10 protein-coding genes are annotated in these 16,232 nt (G+C 61.1%); 5 read left to right on the top strand and 5 right to left on the bottom strand.

The genetic code is table 11. The annotated features are described in order from the left end of the window. Window positions 1–22: 22 nt before the first annotated feature. Together GKKCFE_RS00880 and GKKCFE_RS00875 are read right to left on the bottom strand one after the other, a co-directional pair. Window positions 23–754: a DUF4123 domain-containing protein gene (locus GKKCFE_RS00880; protein ID WP_445577381.1), complete on the bottom strand. Its 732-nt coding sequence runs from the start codon at window positions 752–754 to the stop codon at window positions 23–25. Beyond that, window positions 751–2,808: a type VI secretion system Vgr family protein gene (locus GKKCFE_RS00875; protein WP_445577380.1), complete on the bottom strand. Its 2,058-nt coding sequence runs from the start codon at window positions 2,806–2,808 to the stop codon at window positions 751–753. The genes GKKCFE_RS00880 and GKKCFE_RS00875 overlap by 4 nt, the downstream gene beginning before the upstream one ends. 266 nt (window positions 2,809–3,074) lie before the next feature. Between GKKCFE_RS00875 and GKKCFE_RS00870 the strand changes: the two genes are divergently transcribed. After that, window positions 3,075–3,569 carry a DUF2165 family protein gene (locus tag GKKCFE_RS00870; protein WP_076382946.1) on the top strand — a complete coding sequence of 165 codons (495 nt, stop codon included), beginning with the start codon at window positions 3,075–3,077 and terminating at the stop codon, window positions 3,567–3,569. Window positions 3,570–3,660: 91 nt separating this feature from the next. On the opposite strand, the gene putP is transcribed toward GKKCFE_RS00870, so the two are convergent. After that, entirely contained in the window at window positions 3,661–5,145 is a 1,485-nt protein-coding gene (gene putP, locus GKKCFE_RS00865; RefSeq protein ID WP_076382948.1) for a sodium/proline symporter PutP, read from the bottom strand. Window positions 5,146–5,610: 465 nt separating this feature from the next. On the opposite strand from putP, the gene putA reads away from it, so the two are divergent. Both putA and GKKCFE_RS00855 read left to right on the top strand, forming a co-directional pair. Continuing rightward, window positions 5,611–9,564 (top strand): trifunctional transcriptional regulator/proline dehydrogenase/L-glutamate gamma-semialdehyde dehydrogenase, encoded by a 3,954-nt coding sequence (gene putA / locus GKKCFE_RS00860; protein WP_076382950.1) that lies wholly within the window; start codon window positions 5,611–5,613, stop codon window positions 9,562–9,564. Between the two features lie 245 nt (window positions 9,565–9,809). Next, on the top strand, window positions 9,810–11,612 hold the full coding sequence (locus tag GKKCFE_RS00855; protein WP_445577379.1) for an acyl-CoA dehydrogenase: 1,803 nt from the start codon (window positions 9,810–9,812) through the stop codon (window positions 11,610–11,612). A 164-nt stretch (window positions 11,613–11,776) separates the two neighbouring features. Here the strand turns inward: GKKCFE_RS00855 and GKKCFE_RS00850 are convergent, their stop codons facing one another. Together GKKCFE_RS00850 and GKKCFE_RS00845 are read right to left on the bottom strand one after the other, a co-directional pair. Then, on the bottom strand, window positions 11,777–12,079 hold the full coding sequence (locus GKKCFE_RS00850) for a cell division protein ZapA (protein WP_445577378.1): 303 nt from the start codon (window positions 12,077–12,079) through the stop codon (window positions 11,777–11,779). Beyond that, the gene (locus GKKCFE_RS00845) at window positions 12,076–12,306 is read right to left on the bottom strand and encodes a hypothetical protein (RefSeq protein WP_139048609.1); all 231 of its coding nucleotides are present in this window, start codon (window positions 12,304–12,306) and stop codon (window positions 12,076–12,078) included. Before GKKCFE_RS00845 ends, GKKCFE_RS00850 begins: the two co-directional genes overlap by 4 nt. A gap of 258 nt (window positions 12,307–12,564) precedes the next feature. Here GKKCFE_RS00845 and GKKCFE_RS00840 point away from each other — a divergent pair, with 258 nt between their 5' ends. Beyond that, a complete protein-coding gene (locus tag GKKCFE_RS00840) occupies window positions 12,565–14,190 on the top strand; it encodes a methyl-accepting chemotaxis protein (RefSeq protein WP_445577377.1) in 1,626 nt (541 codons plus the stop codon). 291 nt (window positions 14,191–14,481) lie between these two features. Beyond that, complete coding sequence (locus GKKCFE_RS00835; RefSeq protein WP_047225926.1) at window positions 14,482–16,224, top strand: potassium/proton antiporter; 1,743 nt, start codon at window positions 14,482–14,484, stop codon at window positions 16,222–16,224. Window positions 16,225–16,232 lie beyond the last annotated feature (8 nt).

The raw sequence follows: 16,232 nt of genomic DNA, 5'->3' as shown, positions 1-16,232 counted from the left end.
CCGTGACCACACCCGGTGGTCATCAGCCCAATTCCAGCATCAAGTATTCTTGCAGGGGGGCTTTTGGCCCATGGACCATCCCTGGCTCCCCAAGAAAATGCCTGATCTTGCAGCGCAGGATGCTCTCGTCGGCCTGTTCGAACAGATACGGATGCTCTTCGCTCAACCACTTGAGCAAGTTATTGAGCAGGCAGTCCGTCGTATCCCCGGCCAGTTCCTGCAACAACAGCGCAGGCACTTCCCACCAGGGGAACGCCCGGGCCGGGCGCAGGGCATTTCCCGGGATCTCGAAAGACCGACCGTTGATCAGGCAACGGCTGATGGCGGGCAACAGCTGGCTGACCTCCACCGCATCCGATCGCAGGATCGGCTGGATAAAACGCCCATCCCAAAAGCGGAAAAAAACCGACTTGCCACCGGGCAGCAGAACCTGGGTGAGCCCACGCAGATGTTCGGCAAGGCTTTGCTGGCTGCAAGCGGTCACCGCCAGCCAGCCCCAATCAAGCGAGTCGGTCGTCGCGACCCAGTCAAGAAACTCGCTGTCCGGGTCGACAGCTCCGACATAGGGCATGACCGTTTCCCAGTCGGCGTAAGGCGTATCGGCCCAGATCGGGTTGGGCGCCACCGTCATCGAACGCCTCCAGGCCATCAGCGGCCCGGCGGTGCTGGCGCTGCTGAAAATGGCGTAGAGCTGCTCGGATGCCTGCAAGGGCTGTTGCTCAAGCCAGGCGCGGGGAGATTGACCGGTACTCATGGACGCTCCTGGACACCAGCCCGCCTGGGCATCACCGGCAATGGTTCGCAGACGCCTTCTTTGCAACGCTCACACTCCTCACAGAATGGCGCCTGGCCCTGCAGGCTGAAAACTTGCGCGAGGGAAAGTTGCGCGGCTGCGGCCGCGACAAGTGTTTCGGGACAGCCGGGTAAACCTGGCGCGGCACTCCTGGCCGTCATCGGTGCCCCACCCACCTGGATCGGCACGCTGCTGAAGATTCCCCCAGCCCCGATGTTGATCCACTGCCCACCGGCCTGAATGGTCGCGCTGACGCCGCCATCCAGCACCACTTGCTGCCCGGCGCTGACGTGAAATTGCTGGGTGGCATTGAGGGCCTGACTGGTTACCCGAATATGCCGCTCGCCGGCCACCACCAGATGATCATCCTGCCTGACCTCAACCTGGCGCTGACCATGGGTGATGCGCAACTCATCGGCCTTGAGCTCATGCCGCGCGGTGCCGGTGACGACGATGCTGCGTTCGTGATCAACCTGAACCCGCTGATCATGCAGCACATGCTGGGTCCAGTTGCGTTGAGCCCGCAGGTAAATCTCCTCGGCGCCCTGGCGATCCTCGATGCGCAATTCGTTATAACCGCCCCCGCCAGGGCTGCTCTGGCTGCGCAATATGCTGCGGGTTTTATCGGCCGGCAGGTCCAGGGGCACCGGGGTCGCGCCGTTCGGCAGGCAGCCCACGACCAATGGCTTGTCCACATCACCGTCGATGAAACCCACCAGCACCTCCATGCCGACCCGGGGAATCATCACGCTGCCATAGCGATCATGGGCCCAACCCGTGGCCACCCGTAGCCAGCAACTGGAGTGCTCGTCGCGCTGACCGTGGCGATCCCAGATCAGTTGCACCTTGACCCGTCCGTATTCGTCGCAATGGATCTCGCTGTCCACCGGTCCCGTCACCACCGCCGACTGATAACCGTGGGCGGCTGGCTTTTCGTGGGACAGGGGCGGACGAAAGAAAACATCCCACGGGGTGGCGAGGAACGTATTGCTGTAGCCCTGGAAATCATCCGGGCTGTCACTGACCGTTTCCTCCAGCACTTGTGGCTGGCGACCATGGTGGGTGACTTGCGTGAGCAGCCAGAGATCGTTCCATTGCGCTCGAGGATGGCCTTTGATTTGGAGGAAGTGCCCACTGACGAGTGCGCATTGGTCGCTGCGCCCCTCGGCCAGACGGTGGTCGGCGCCATGGCGCTCCAGTGCGCGCCGGGTAAGGTGCCGGCCATGGTCGCGATCGGAAAACCGGCCGGGGTAGTGATACGCCTCCAGAGCCGGTTGCTGCTGACTGTCCAGACTGGTTTGCAACAGCAGACCGGGCTTTTGAAAATCGTAGTCACGCAGCGTCACCGCCGTAGTCCGGGTCTGCAGTCGCACAGCCAGGCGCTTGATCGCCGGCTCGCTGGCGGCCATGCCACTGCCGGGCAGATACAACGTCGCCTCGGGCAGGCGGGGAAACACCGTCTGGTCGTCACCGAACACCAACAGATGGCCGTCGCGGCTGTGCCGGAAGTGATAATGGATCCCGGCCTCGGCGCAGATCCGCCCGATGAAGGCCAGGTCGCTTTCACCAAACTGCACACAGTATTCGCGTTCGGGGTATTGCCCACCGAGGTTGAACTGGAACGCGTCACCCTGAATCCCGTGATCCGTCAGGATCAGGGTAATGATTGCCGGCACGCTCAGGTGCTGGAAAATCCGCTGGTTGATTCGATGGTCCAGGTAAGCCAGGCGTGGTACCAGTCTGATCTGGTAACGGGTCAAGCGCTTGCCCGAGTCGCCTTGGGCCGCGCTATAAACCTGGCCGTGTATGCCCCGCCCCTGATCATCAAAAGCCAGAAAGGCCTGACGATGCAGGAGGTCTTCCAGCGCCAGATCCGGCCGCTCACTGACCAGTTCCAGATCAAAGCAATAGGGTTGACTGATGGCTTCCTTGCCCCTGAACTCAAGCACCTTGAGTTCATTCGGCCCGCTGTCGAGTGCCAGGGTGAAACGTGGTTGGTTGGCAGGCGCGAACATCCGATGTGCCTCTGCTGAATAAAAGCGGGCGATTCTGCATGAGCACCAGGGAGAGTTGATCGGACCTCAGGAAAAACAGAATTGCCTTACATTCAAGGAGATTAAAGCCGCATTGTCCGCTGCGTTTTCCGACAGACATTCCGCGCATGGTGGTGACCGAAGTCGCCGCAGGAAACAATCAGCAAATTCCTACAACCTGACGGCCTCAGGACCGCACTGGGCCGTGCTAACGTCCTTTCGTCGCAAAAAAGCAAAGGACGCAACCCATGACGACTCGCTACGCAAAAATCGCAATGACCCTGGCTCTCGCCGCTTTCGCCTTGCTGACCGTGTTCAACAACATCACGGACTACCATTCCAACTTCAATTTCGTCCATCACGTGCTGAGTATGGACACCACCTTTCCCGACAATGCCGCGCGCTATCGCGCCATCGACCAGCCTTGGGCATGGCACGGCGCCTACTGGCTGATCATCCTTGGCGAAGCGCTCACCGCAGGCTTGCTGGGCTATGGCGCGCTCGAACTATGGCAGGCACGTAAAACCCCGAGCGTGGTTTTCGCTCAGGCCAAACGCTGCGCCATCATCGGTTTGACGGTGGGTTTCTTCGTCTGGTTCTTTGGCTTCATGGTCGTCGGCGGGGAATGGTTTCTGATGTGGCAATCAGAAATCTGGAATGGCCAGGACGCAGCCTTCAGGTTCTACATGGCGCTACTGGGCGTGCTGATATTTCTCAATCAGCCCGACACAGAGCTGGACTGATGCCCATAAAAAACGGCCCGTCTCCATGGGAGGACGGGCCGTTTCTCTATTCAGAACCTTCGCGCGAGCCGTCAAGGCCCCGCTGGAGGTCTTACTGGTTCAGACGGAAATCTTTCTCAGCCGCTTCAAAGCGCTGCAGCATACCGGCGGTAGGCGAGCCCATCTTGCTGACGAAGTAGATAGCCAGGCTGGCGAAGATGAAGCCTGGGATGATTTCGTACAGGCCCAGCAGCTCGAAGTGTTTCCAGACGATCACGGTGATCGCCCCCACCAGGATGCCTGCCAGCGCGCCGTTACGGGTCATGTTTTTCCAGATCACCGAGATCAGGACAACAGGACCGAAGGCAGCACCGAAACCGGCCCAAGCGTAGCTCACCAGACCCAGGACACGGTTCTCCGGGTTGGCAGCCAGGAAGATGGCAACCAATGCCACCAGCAACACCATGGCGCGACCGACCCAGACCAGCTCCAACTGGGAAGCATGCTTGCGCAGGAAAGCCTTGTAGAAGTCTTCGGTCAGGGCACTGGAGCACACCAGCAACTGGCAGCTCAGGGTGCTCATGACAGCTGCCAGGATCGCCGACAGCAGCACACCGGCCACCCATGGGTTGAACAGCAGTTTGGCCAGCTCGATGAACACACGCTCAGGGTTCTCGGTCACGGGGCCGGCCACTTCCGGGTGCGCCGAGAAGTAAGCGATACCGAAGAAGCCGACAGCCACGGTGCCGCCCAGGCAGAGAATCATCCAGGCCATCGAGATACGACGAGCCTTGGCGATGGACTTGACCGAGTCAGCAGCCATGAAACGCGCCAGGATGTGCGGCTGGCCGAAGTAGCCCAGGCCCCAGCCCATCAGCGAGATCACGCCGATGAACGTGGTGTTTTTCAGCATGTCGAAAGCCGTAGGATCTTTCGCTTCGATGGCCAGGAACGTGGTGTCCACGCCGCCGGTCGCCAGCAGCACGATGATCGGCGTGAGGATCAGCGCGAAGATCATCAGGGTCGCTTGTACGGTGTCGGTCCAGCTCACGGCCAGGAAGCCACCGATGAAGGTGTAGGCAATGGTTGCCGCCGCACCGGCCCACAGCGCTGTCTCGTAGGACATGCCGAAGGTGCTTTCAAACAGACGGGCACCGGCCACGATGCCGGAAGCGCAGTAGATGGTGAAGAACACCAGGATCACAACCGCAGAGATGATCCGCAGCAGGCCGCTGGTATCTTCAAAACGGCTGGAGAAGTAATCCGGCAGTGTCAGCGCGTCACCGTTGTGCTCGGTCTGTACCCGCAGGCGACCGGCCACGAACAGCCAGTTCAGGTAGGCACCGATGATCAGGCCGATGGCGATCCAGCCTTCCGACAGGCCGGACATGTAGATAGCACCGGGCAAGCCCATCAACAGCCAGCCGCTCATGTCGGAGGCACCGGCGGACAATGCAGTCACGACGCTGCCCAGGCTGCGACCGCCCAGGATGTAATCGGAAAGGTTATTGGTGGAGCGATAAGCCATCAGGCCGATCAGGACCATTACAGCGATATAGATCACGAAAGTGATCAGGGTGGGATTACTAACACTCATGAGTTACGCCCTGGCTTTGTTTTTATGTAGCGGTGGCAGTAGGAAGCGTCGACAAGACAACCATAGACCTTGCTTGACGTTTCCAGGACCCGCGAATTTATGACTGATGTTTCCCCAGGAAAGCCATCAGCCGATGCCAACGGCTTCGAACCGGTTGCACCTTGGCGACGAATGCTATTCAACAAATGAAATAAGGTGCAACCAGTTTCGCTCGATTCAGTTGCACCTAGTCGGTTTTTTCGCCAAATGACTGTTTTTTGCTCCCTTTTAGTGCGGTATCAACCTTTGGCTAGAAGCCAATGCACTAAGCAGAAGCACCGCTCAAGCCGCGAATTTTGCTTTCCTGATGAGCTGCTTATTTTTTCGACGAAAAAAGGTTGCACCCGGTTGCACCTCGGCCAGCTCGCAGCTAATCTTGCCGCCAGCTGATGCCACGCAATACGTGGTAAACATGAGGATAAAAATATGGCTACCACCACCCTTGGGGTCAAACTCGATGACCCAACCCGCGAACGCCTCAAGGCGGCCGCAACCTCGATTGATCGCACGCCCCACTGGCTGATCAAGCAGGCAATTTTCAATTACCTGGAAAAACTCGAGGGTGGTGCAACCCTGACCGAACTGAACGGTTCGACCCGCGCCGACAACGATGAAGCCGGCGACGTCCAGGTCGACCACGCGCACCAGTGCTTCCTGGAGTTTGCCGAAAGCATTTTGCCGCAATCGGTCCTGCGCGCCTCTATCACCGCCGCTTACCGTCGTCCGGAGCCGGAAGTGGTGCCGATGCTGATCGAGCAGGCGCGCCTGCCGGCCGACATGGCCGAAGCCACCAACAAACTGGCCTCCTCGATTGCTGAAAAACTGCGCAACCAGAAGAGTGCCGGCGGCCGTGCCGGTATTGTTCAGGGGCTGTTGCAGGAGTTTTCCCTGTCGTCCCAGGAAGGCGTGGCGCTGATGTGTCTGGCCGAGGCGCTGCTGCGTATCCCGGACAAAGGTACTCGCGATGCACTGATCCGCGACAAGATCAGCACCGGCAACTGGCACCCGCACCTGGGCAACAGCCCATCGCTGTTCGTCAACGCCGCCACTTGGGGCCTGCTGCTGACCGGCAAACTGGTCGCCACCCATAATGAAGCGGGCCTGACTTCCTCCCTGAGCCGCATCATTGGCAAGAGTGGCGAGCCGATGATCCGCAAGGGCGTCGACATGGCCATGCGCCTGATGGGCGAGCAGTTCGTCACCGGTGAAACCATCGCCGAAGCCCTGGCCAACGCCAACAAATTCGAGACCAAGGGTTTCCGCTATTCCTACGACATGCTGGGTGAAGCCGCACTCACCGAACATGACGCCCAGAAGTACCTGGCCTCGTACGAACAAGCCATCCACTCGATCGGCAAGGCGTCCCACGGCCGCGGGATTTATGAAGGTCCGGGCATTTCCATCAAGCTCTCGGCCCTGCACCCCCGCTACAGCCGCGCCCAGTACGAGCGCGTCATGGAAGAGCTGTACCCGCGCCTGCTGTCGCTGACCCTGCTGGCCAAGCAATACGACATCGGCTTGAACATCGACGCCGAAGAAGCCGACCGCCTCGAACTGTCCCTGGACCTGCTGGAACGCCTGTGCTTCGAACCACAGCTGACTGGCTGGAACGGCATTGGCTTCGTGATCCAGGCCTATCAGAAGCGTTGCCCGTACGTGATCGACTACGTCATCGATCTGGCCCGCCGCAGCCGTCATCGCCTGATGATCCGCCTGGTGAAAGGCGCCTACTGGGACAGCGAGATCAAGCGCGCCCAGGTCGAAGGCCTGGAAGGCTATCCGGTCTACACCCGCAAGGTGTACACCGACGTGTCCTACATCGCCTGCGCCCGCAAACTGCTGTCGGTGCCGGAAGCCATCTACCCGCAATTCGCCACGCACAACGCCCATACCCTGTCGGCCATCTACCACATCGCCGGTCAGAACTATTACCCGGGCCAGTATGAGTTCCAGTGCCTGCACGGCATGGGTGAACCGCTGTACGAGCAGGTTGTAGGCAAAGTCTCCGAAGGCAAGTTGAACCGTCCGTGCCGCGTGTACGCTCCGGTCGGCACCCACGAGACACTGCTGGCTTATCTGGTTCGTCGCCTGTTGGAAAACGGTGCCAACACCTCGTTCGTCAACCGCATCGCCGACCAGTCCATCTCCATTCAGGAGCTGGTGGCCGATCCGGTTGCCAGCATCGAGCAGATGGCAACCCTGGAAGGCGGCTTCGGCCTGCCGCACCCGCGCATCCCGCTACCGCGTGACCTGTATGGCAGCGAACGCGCCAACTCCAGCGGCATCGACCTGGCCAACGAACATCGCCTGGCCTCGCTGTCCTGCGCCCTGCTGGCCACCGCCCATAACAACTGGAAAGCCGCGCCGATGCTCGGTTGCGCAGCCAGCGAAGAAACACCGGCACCGGTGCTGAACCCGTCCGATCACCGTGACGTGGTCGGCCATGTGCAGGAAGCCACGGTCGCTGACGTCGACAACGCCATCCAGTGCGCCCTCAACGCGGCGCCGATCTGGCAGGCCACGCCACCGGCCGAGCGCGCTGCGATCCTGGAGCGCGCCGCCGACCTGATGGAAGGCGAGATCCAGCCGTTGATGGGCCTGCTGGCCCGCGAAGCCGGCAAGACCTTCGCCAACGCCATCGCCGAAGTGCGTGAAGCCGTGGACTTCCTGCGTTACTACGCAGTGCAGGCCCGCAACGACTTCACCAACGATGCCCACCGCCCACTGGGCCCGGTGGTCTGCATCAGCCCGTGGAACTTCCCGCTGGCGATTTTCAGCGGCCAAGTGGCCGCCGCCCTGGCCGCCGGTAACCCGGTACTGGCCAAGCCTGCCGAGCAGACGCCGTTGGTGGCTGCCCAAGCCGTGCGCCTGATGCTCGAAGCCGGTATTCCGGAAGGCGTGCTGCAACTGCTGCCGGGCCGTGGCGAAACCGTCGGTGCCCGCCTGGTGGGTGATGATCGGGTCAAAGGCGTGATGTTCACCGGTTCCACCGAAGTCGCTCGTCTGTTGCAGCGCAACATCGCCGGGCGCCTGGACAACCAGGGTCGTCCGATCCCGCTGATCGCCGAAACCGGTGGCCAGAACGCAATGATCGTCGACTCCTCGGCCCTGACCGAACAAGTGGTCATCGACGTGGTGTCTTCGGCATTCGACAGCGCCGGCCAGCGCTGCTCCGCTCTGCGGGTCCTGTGCTTGCAGGAAGACTCGGCCGACCGCGTCATCGAAATGCTCAAGGGAGCCATGGCTGAATCGCGTCTCGGCAACCCGGAGCGTCTGTCGGTAGACATCGGCCCGGTGATCGATGCTGAGGCCAAGGCCGGTATCGAGAAACACATCCAGGCCATGCGCGATAAAGGTCGCACGGTTTATCAGATGGCAATCGCCGACAGCGCCGAGTGCAAGCGCGGCACGTTTGTGATGCCGACCCTGATCGAGCTGGAAAGCTTCGACGAGCTGCAGCGCGAGATCTTTGGTCCGGTGTTGCACGTGGTGCGCTACAAGCGCAAGGAACTGGATCAACTGATCAACCAGATCAATGCCTCCGGTTATGGCCTGACCCTGGGCGTACACACCCGCATCGACGAGACCATCGCCAAGGTGATCGATAACGTCCATGCCGGTAACGTCTATGTGAACCGCAACATCGTGGGTGCGGTGGTCGGTGTGCAACCGTTCGGTGGCGAAGGCCTGTCGGGCACCGGTCCCAAGGCTGGCGGTCCGCTGTACCTGTACCGCCTGCTGTCGACCCGGCCTACCGATGCGATCCAGCAATCGTTCGTCCGTGACGATGCCCTCAACGCGCCTGACCTGCGTTTGCGCGACGCCATGAGCAAGCCGCTGACCGCCCTGCAAGCCTGGGCAGACAGCCAGAAACTCGCCGAATTGAGCGCCCTGTGCGTACAGTTCGCGGCTCAGTCGCAAAGCGGTATCACCCGCCAACTGACCGGCCCGACCGGCGAACGCAACAGCTACGCCATTCTGCCCCGCGAGCACGTGCTGTGCCTGGCGGACGTAGAGGGCGATCTGCTGACGCAACTGGCCGCGGTGCTGGCGGTAGGCGGCTCGGCTGTTTGGCCGGAAACCGACACCAGCAAAGCTCTGTTCGCACGCTTGCCGAAAGAAATTCAAGCACGCATCCAGCGGGTTTCCGACTGGGCCAAGGACGAAGTGGCTTACGACGCCGTCCTGCATCATGGCGACTCGGATCAACTGCGCAGCGTTTGCCAGCAAGTGGCCAAGCGTGCCGGCGCCATTGTCGGAGTCCAGGGCTTGTCCCAGGGCGAAACCAACATCGCACTGGAGCGCCTGGTGATCGAACGGGCGTTGAGCGTCAACACCGCTGCGGCGGGTGGCAACGCCAGCCTGATGACCATCGGCTAAACCGCTGTAGACCAGGCATCTGCAATGGGTGCCTGGTCATCGAAATCCCTGTGGGAGCGAGCCTGCTCGCGATAGCCGTGCTTCAGTCAGAAGTGTTGTCGACTGATACACCACTATCGCGAGCAGGCTCGCTCCCACATTTAGATTAGTGTTGCCCTCACCTCTGCATCACTGCCATCAATCATCCTGTTCAGCCTCTATTGCCACGCCTAGACTCGGCCCATTCCAAAAAAAGGTAAGCCGCCATGTCCGAGACGTTGCTCAGTTCCCGAAATCTGGCTTTCGAGCTGTATGAAGTCCTTGATGCCGAGGGCTTGACCCAGCGCGAGCGGTTCGCCGAGCACAATCGCGAAACCTTCGACGCGGCCATCGGCACCGCCCGCAGCATCGCCGAAAAATATTTCGCACCGCATAACCGCAAGAACGATGAAAACGAGCCGCGCTACGAGGACGGTCAGGCGATCCTGATTCCGGAAGTAAAGCCGGCGGTGGATGCCTTCCTGGAGGCCGGTTTTCTCAACGCTGCACGCAGTTTCGACGCCGGCGGCATGCAATTGCCGACGCTGCTGTCCCAAGCCTGCTTCGCGCACTTTCAGTCGGCCAACGCCGCTTCGACCTCTTACCCGTTCCTGACCATGGGCGCGGCGAACCTGATCGAAAGCTTCGGCAGCGAGGAGCAGAAACAACGTTTCCTGCAACCGATGATCGATGGTCGCTTCTTCGGCACCATGGCCCTGACCGAACCCCACGCCGGATCTTCGCTATCGGATATTCGTACCCGTGCGGAGCCGGCATCCGACGGCACTTATCGGCTCAAGGGCAACAAGATCTTCATCTCCGGCGGCGATCATCCGCTGTCGGAAAACATCGTGCACATGGTCCTGGCGAAACTGCCGGACGCGCCACCCGGCGTTAAGGGCATCTCGCTGTTTATCGTGCCCAAGTTCCTGGTCAACGACGACGGCAGCCTCGGCCAGCGTAACGACGTGCTGCTGGCCGGGCTGTTCCACAAGATGGGCTGGCGGGGCACCACCTCCACGGCGCTGAACTTCGGCGACAACGGCGAATGCGTCGGTTACTTGGTAGGAAAACCGCACCACGGCCTGAGCTACATGTTCCAGATGATGAACGAAGCGCGGATCGGCGTTGGCATGGGTGCGGTCATGCTGGGTTACGCCGGCTACCTGTATTCCCTTGAATACGCCCGCGAACGTCCGCAGGGCCGGGTGCCCGACAGCAAGGACCCCACCACCGCTCCCGTGGCGATCATCCAGCACGCCGATGTACGTCGCATGCTGCTGACCCAGAAGGCCTACGTTGAAGGCGCATTTGACCTGGGCCTGTACGCCGCACGCCTGTTCGACGACACCACCACCCTTGAAAGCGAAGCCGAGCGCAGACGCGCCCATGAGTTGCTGGATCTGCTGACCCCCATCGTCAAATCCTGGCCATCGGAGTTTTGCCTGAAAGCCAACGAACTGGCGATCCAGATTCTGGGTGGCCACGGCTATACCCGCGAATACCCAGTCGAGCAGTATTACCGCGACAACCGCTTGAACCCGATTCATGAAGGTACTCACGGCATCCAGTCCCTGGACCTGCTGGGACGCAAACTGGCGCAAAACGGCGGTGCAGGGCTCAAGCAACTGATCCGCCTGGTGGCCGACACCAGCGAACGCGCCCAGGCGTACGAATCGTTGACGCCTTTGCGTCAGCCGCTGGAAGCCCTGGTGGCGCGCCTGCAAACGGTGACCCTGGGCCTGCTGACGGACCTGGCCCAAGGCAAGGTCAACAGCAGCCTCGCCAATTCGGCGCTGTATCTCAAGGTGTTTGGGCACATGGTGATTGGCTGGCGCTGGCTGGAGCAGGCGATTCGGGCCGAGGAAGGCCTGGCCAAGGGGAACGCGACGGACACCGACTTCTATAAGGGCAAGCTGCAAGCGGCGCGGTATTTCCTGACCTGGGAAGTCCCGGGTTGCCAACATGAGTTGGCGCTGCTTGAGGCGCGGGATGATACCTGCCTTGGAATGCGGGATGAGTGGTTCTGAGCCAGGTCTTGCGGCGCGGCTGAAATCCAATCGCGAGCAGGCTCGCTCCCACAGTGGATCGGCGGTGAACACGGATATTGCGTTCACTCAGCCCCATGTGGGAGCGAGCCTGCTCGCGATGACTTAAGTACAGACAACGACGCTTTGTAAGCCAAGTTGCGACTTCAAGCCTGCTGAATCGTCTTGGAAATGACCTCGACCGTGGCGCTGACTTGCTCTTGGTAACGGTCGAGTTCCGCTTGATGTTGCTTCTGCATTTCCACCTGCTGCGAGCACAGGTTCATGGCCGCCAATACCAGCAGACGATCACCGATCAGCGTCGGGTATTTCCTTTTGGTGTCGGCCAGAGCGGCCTTGAGCATCGAAGCGGCGTCCAGCAGGGCCTGTTCCTGCCCGGCCGGCGCCTTGATTGAATAGTCCTCTCCCAGGATCGAGACGACTGTCACCCCGTCGGCGCCATGCTTCATGCGCTGACAGGACCGGCGCTGGCGCGCTCGATCAGGGCCTGGATGCGCGCGGCGGTGGTGCCGTGCAGCTCTTCCTGTTCCATCAGGTTCAGTTGCAAGCTTTCATTTTCATCCTTGGCCTTGGCCAGTTCCGCGTTCAGGGTCTCATTCAGGCCGGCCAGTTGACGGTTCTGTTGCACCAGATCATTGACCAGTTGTTCCAGTTGGCTGAGGGATGTTTCCAACATATTGATTTCCAGGCTTTTTCAAGGGGGCGCGTACGATAAAGAAAAGTCACCGTCAATGCCACGACTTGGGGCGGCGGTGCTTCGCTGGCGAGCTGTAAAGACTGTGAATGGAAGATCTGGTTCCCGCCCTTCGTCGCGCAGCAGGCGCTGCCCTGCGACAAAAGCACGCAGCGACTCAAGACTTTAGTCGTATGACCGATAAGTCAGGGAACACCTGTCACCCCCCCCGCACGGACGCGCCCCCTTCCGGTACTTTCCATGTCCCTACGTAATATGAATATCGCGCCGCGGGCGTTCCTGGGGTTTGCCCTGATCGGCGCCCTGATGCTGGCCCTCGGGGTGTTCGCCCTGAGCCAGATGAGCAAAATCCGTGCATCCGGCGAAAGCCTCGTCCAGAACAGCGTGCCCAGCATCAAGGCCCTGGATGAATTCACCTCGCTGACCCTGCGTCTGCGCGTGCTGTCCTATCGCTTGCTGGTCAACCGCGAACCGGACATCCAGCAGAAAACCTTCAGCTTGTTCGAGCAACGCAACCAGCAGATCCAGACGGCTCAAAGCGCCTACGAAAAACTCATCAGCTCCCCGCAAGAACGGGCCGCCTACGATCAGTACGTTCAATTGCTGGGCCAATACCGCCAGCTCGAAGAGCGGATGAAAACGTTGTCGCGCAACAATCAGCTCGATGAACTGCGTGCATTGCTCAACACTGAACTGCTGAGCAACTCAGACGCCATCAACGCGGCGATCGCCCGCTTGGTGGACATCAACAACCAGCAAGCCGAGGCCCTCAATCAGGGTGCGACCCAACAATATTCAACGGCCTTCAATTGGGTAGTCACGCTGCTGGTTATCGCCACCGGCCTGACCCTGCTGTTTGCCTGGCTGCTGACCAACAGCATTACCCGTCCGATCGGCAGCGCCCTGGACGCCGCCGAAGAAATCGCCAAGGGCAACCTGACCCGACCGATTACCGTGGATGGCAACGATGAAGCCGGTCGCCTGCTGCGGGCGATGTCGACCATGCAGGACAAACTGCGCGACACCCTGCAACGGATCTCCGGCTCGGCCACCCAACTGGCTTCCGCCGCCGAAGAGCTCAACAGCGTCACCGACGAAAGCGCCCGCGGCCTGACCCAGCAGAACAATGAAATCGAACAGGCCGCCACCGCAGTCAACGAGATGACCAGCGCCGTCGAAGAAGTGGCGCGCAACGCGGTCAGCACCTCCGAAGCCTCGAAAGACGCCACCGCCTCTGCCGGTGACGGTCGCGACCTGGTACAGGAAACCGTCAGCGCCATCGAACGCATGAGCGCCGATGTACAAAGCACCGCCACGTTGATCGGCGACCTGGCCAATGAGTCCCGCGACATCGGCAAAGTGCTGGACGTGATTCGCGGCCTGGCTGACCAGACCAACCTGCTGGCCTTGAACGCCGCCATCGAAGCGGCCCGCGCCGGTGAGGCCGGTCGTGGTTTCGCCGTGGTGGCCGACGAAGTGCGCGCCCTGGCCCATCGCACCCAGCAGTCGACCAGCGAGATCGAACGCATGATCGGCAGCATCCAGAGCGGCACCGAACACGCCGTGGATTCGATGCGCAACAGCACCGAGCGTGCTGAGTCGACGCTGAACATCGCCCGTGGTGCCGGCCTGTCCCTGGACACCATCAACACCGCCATCGTCGAAATCAACGAACGCAACCTGGTGATCGCCAGCGCCGCCGAGGAACAGGCCCAAGTGGCCCGTGAAGTGGACCGCAACCTGGTGAACATCCGCGACCTTTCGGTGCAATCGGCCACTGGCGCCAACCAGACCAGCGCCGCCAGTGCCGAACTGTCGCGCCTGGCCGTGGACTTGAACAGCATGGTTGGGCGGTTCAGCCTTTAACCCGCGTAACGGTTGATCGTCCACAGACCGTGCGCGATCAACCCTCCAGCTTTTGTGGCGAGGGAGCTTGCTCCCGCTGGGCTGCGAAGCGGCCCCATAACCTCAAAAGCGACGACTGCTTCGCAGCCGAACGGGAGCAAGCTCCCTCGCCACGGTATTGCTGCCGCGCTTGTACCCCACAATCCGCCAACCTTTTTTGACAGCATCACATTTCAACAGGTTAGAATCGCTGGCACGCAGACTGCATGGTCAGTTTGCGCCCGCCCCCCACGCTTGCTCGGAGTACTGCCTTTGACTGCGACGACCATCAACAGCCTGTTCTTGATCGGCGCGTTGCTGGTAGGTGCGAGCATTCTGGTCAGTTCTCTTTCGTCCCGCCTGGGCATCCCGATCCTGGTGATCATCCTGGCCGTGGGCATGGTTGCCGGTGTCGACGGCGCCGGGATTCTGTTCGATAACTACGCCACAGCCTATCTGGTCGGCAACCTCGCGCTGGCGGTCATTCTGCTGGACGGTGGCCTGCGCACGCGGGTGTCGAGCTTTCGCGTGGCGTTGTGGCCAGCATTGTCGCTGGCCACCGTTGGCGTCCTGATCACCACCGGGCTGACCGGCCTGGCGGCGGCGTGGCTGTTCAATCTGAACCTGATGCAAGGTCTGCTGATTGGCGCCATCGTCGGCTCGACCGATGCCGCGGCGGTGTTTTCGCTGTTGGGCGGCAAGGGCCTGAACGAGCGGGTCAGCGCGACGCTGGAGATCGAGTCCGGTAGCAACGACCCCATGGCAGTGTTCCTGACCGTAACCCTGATCGGCATGCTCGCCAGCGGTGAAACCGGTCTGCATTGGAACCTGCTGGGGCACTTGTTGCGTGAATTCGGCATCGGCGGGGTGATCGGCCTGGGTGGTGGCTGGCTGATGCTGCAACTGGTCAACCGCATCAACCTGGCCAACGGGCTCTACCCGATCCTCGTCATCAGCGGCGGCCTGGCGGTGTTCGCTCTGACCAATGCCCTGCACGGCAGCGGCTTCCTCGCGGTTTACCTGTGCGGCCTGGTGATCGGCAACCGCCCGGTGCGCAGCCGTCATGGCATCCTGCACATGCTCGATGGCATGGCCTGGCTGGCGCAGATCGGCATGTTCCTGGTGCTGGGGCTGCTGGTCACGCCCCATGACCTGTTGCCGATCGCCCTGCCGGCCCTGGGCCTGGCCTTGTGGATGATCCTGATCGCACGTCCGCTGTCGGTGATGGTGGGGCTGTTGCCGTTCAAGGCTTTCCATGGCCGCGAGAAAGTGTTCATTTCCTGGGTCGGCCTACGCGGCGCGGTGCCAATCATCCTGGCAGTGTTCCCGTTGATGGCCGGCCTGCCCAACGCCCAGCTCTACTTCAACCTGGCGTTCTTTATCGTGCTGGTGTCGTTGCTGGTGCAGGGTACGAGTCTGCCGTGGGTCGCCAAACTGTTGCACGTTACCGTCCCGCCAGAACCCCTGCCGATCTCCCGGGCAGCGCTGGAGGTCCACGTCACCAGCGAGTGGGAACTGTTCATCTATCGCCTCGGCGCGGAGAAATGGTGCATCGGCTCGCCCCTGCGGGATCTGAAAATGCCCGACGGTACACGGATCGCAGCCCTGTTTCGTGGCCAGCAACTGCTCCATCCGTCGGGTAGTACGGTGCTGGAAGTCGGTGATTTGCTGTGTGTGATCGGCCATGAACACGATTTGCCGGCCCTTGGAAAACTGTTCAGCCAGGCACCGCAAAGGGGCTTGGATCTGCGCTTCTTCGGCGATTTCGTACTCGAAGGAGACGCCCAGCTGGCCGCGGTTGCGGCCCTGTACGGGCTGAAGCTGGACGGCATCGACCCGGACATGTCCCTGGGCCGTTTCATCGCCCAGAAAGTCGGTGGCGCGCCAGTAGTCGGTGACCAGGTGGATTGGAACAACACCCTTTGGACCGTTGCGGTCATGGACGGGAACAAGATCGGCAAAGTGGGCGTCAGATTCCCCGAAGGAAGTCGCCCGGGTCCCGGCTTGTTCCTCTAAACTGCTCC

The organism is Pseudomonas sp. E141 (assembly GCF_052659885.1).
The sequence above is the reverse complement of the archived record's forward strand: the minus strand, read 5'-3'. Positions and strand labels throughout refer to the sequence as shown.

Coding starts and splice junctions, on each gene's coding strand:
- putA (WP_076382950.1), top strand. CDS start 5,611: ATGGCTACCACCACCCTTGGGGTCAAACTCGATGACCCAACCCGCGAA.
- GKKCFE_RS00840 (WP_445577377.1), top strand. CDS start 12,565: ATGTCCCTACGTAATATGAATATCGCGCCGCGGGCGTTCCTGGGGTTT.
- GKKCFE_RS00845 (WP_139048609.1), bottom strand. CDS start 12,306: ATGTTGGAAACATCCCTCAGCCAACTGGAACAACTGGTCAATGATCTG.
- GKKCFE_RS00850 (WP_445577378.1), bottom strand. CDS start 12,079: ATGAAGCATGGCGCCGACGGGGTGACAGTCGTCTCGATCCTGGGAGAG.
- GKKCFE_RS00855 (WP_445577379.1), top strand. CDS start 9,810: ATGTCCGAGACGTTGCTCAGTTCCCGAAATCTGGCTTTCGAGCTGTAT.
- putP (WP_076382948.1), bottom strand. CDS start 5,145: ATGAGTGTTAGTAATCCCACCCTGATCACTTTCGTGATCTATATCGCT.
- GKKCFE_RS00875 (WP_445577380.1), bottom strand. CDS start 2,808: ATGTTCGCGCCTGCCAACCAACCACGTTTCACCCTGGCACTCGACAGC.
- GKKCFE_RS00870 (WP_076382946.1), top strand. CDS start 3,075: ATGACGACTCGCTACGCAAAAATCGCAATGACCCTGGCTCTCGCCGCT.
- GKKCFE_RS00880 (WP_445577381.1), bottom strand. CDS start 754: ATGAGTACCGGTCAATCTCCCCGCGCCTGGCTTGAGCAACAGCCCTTG.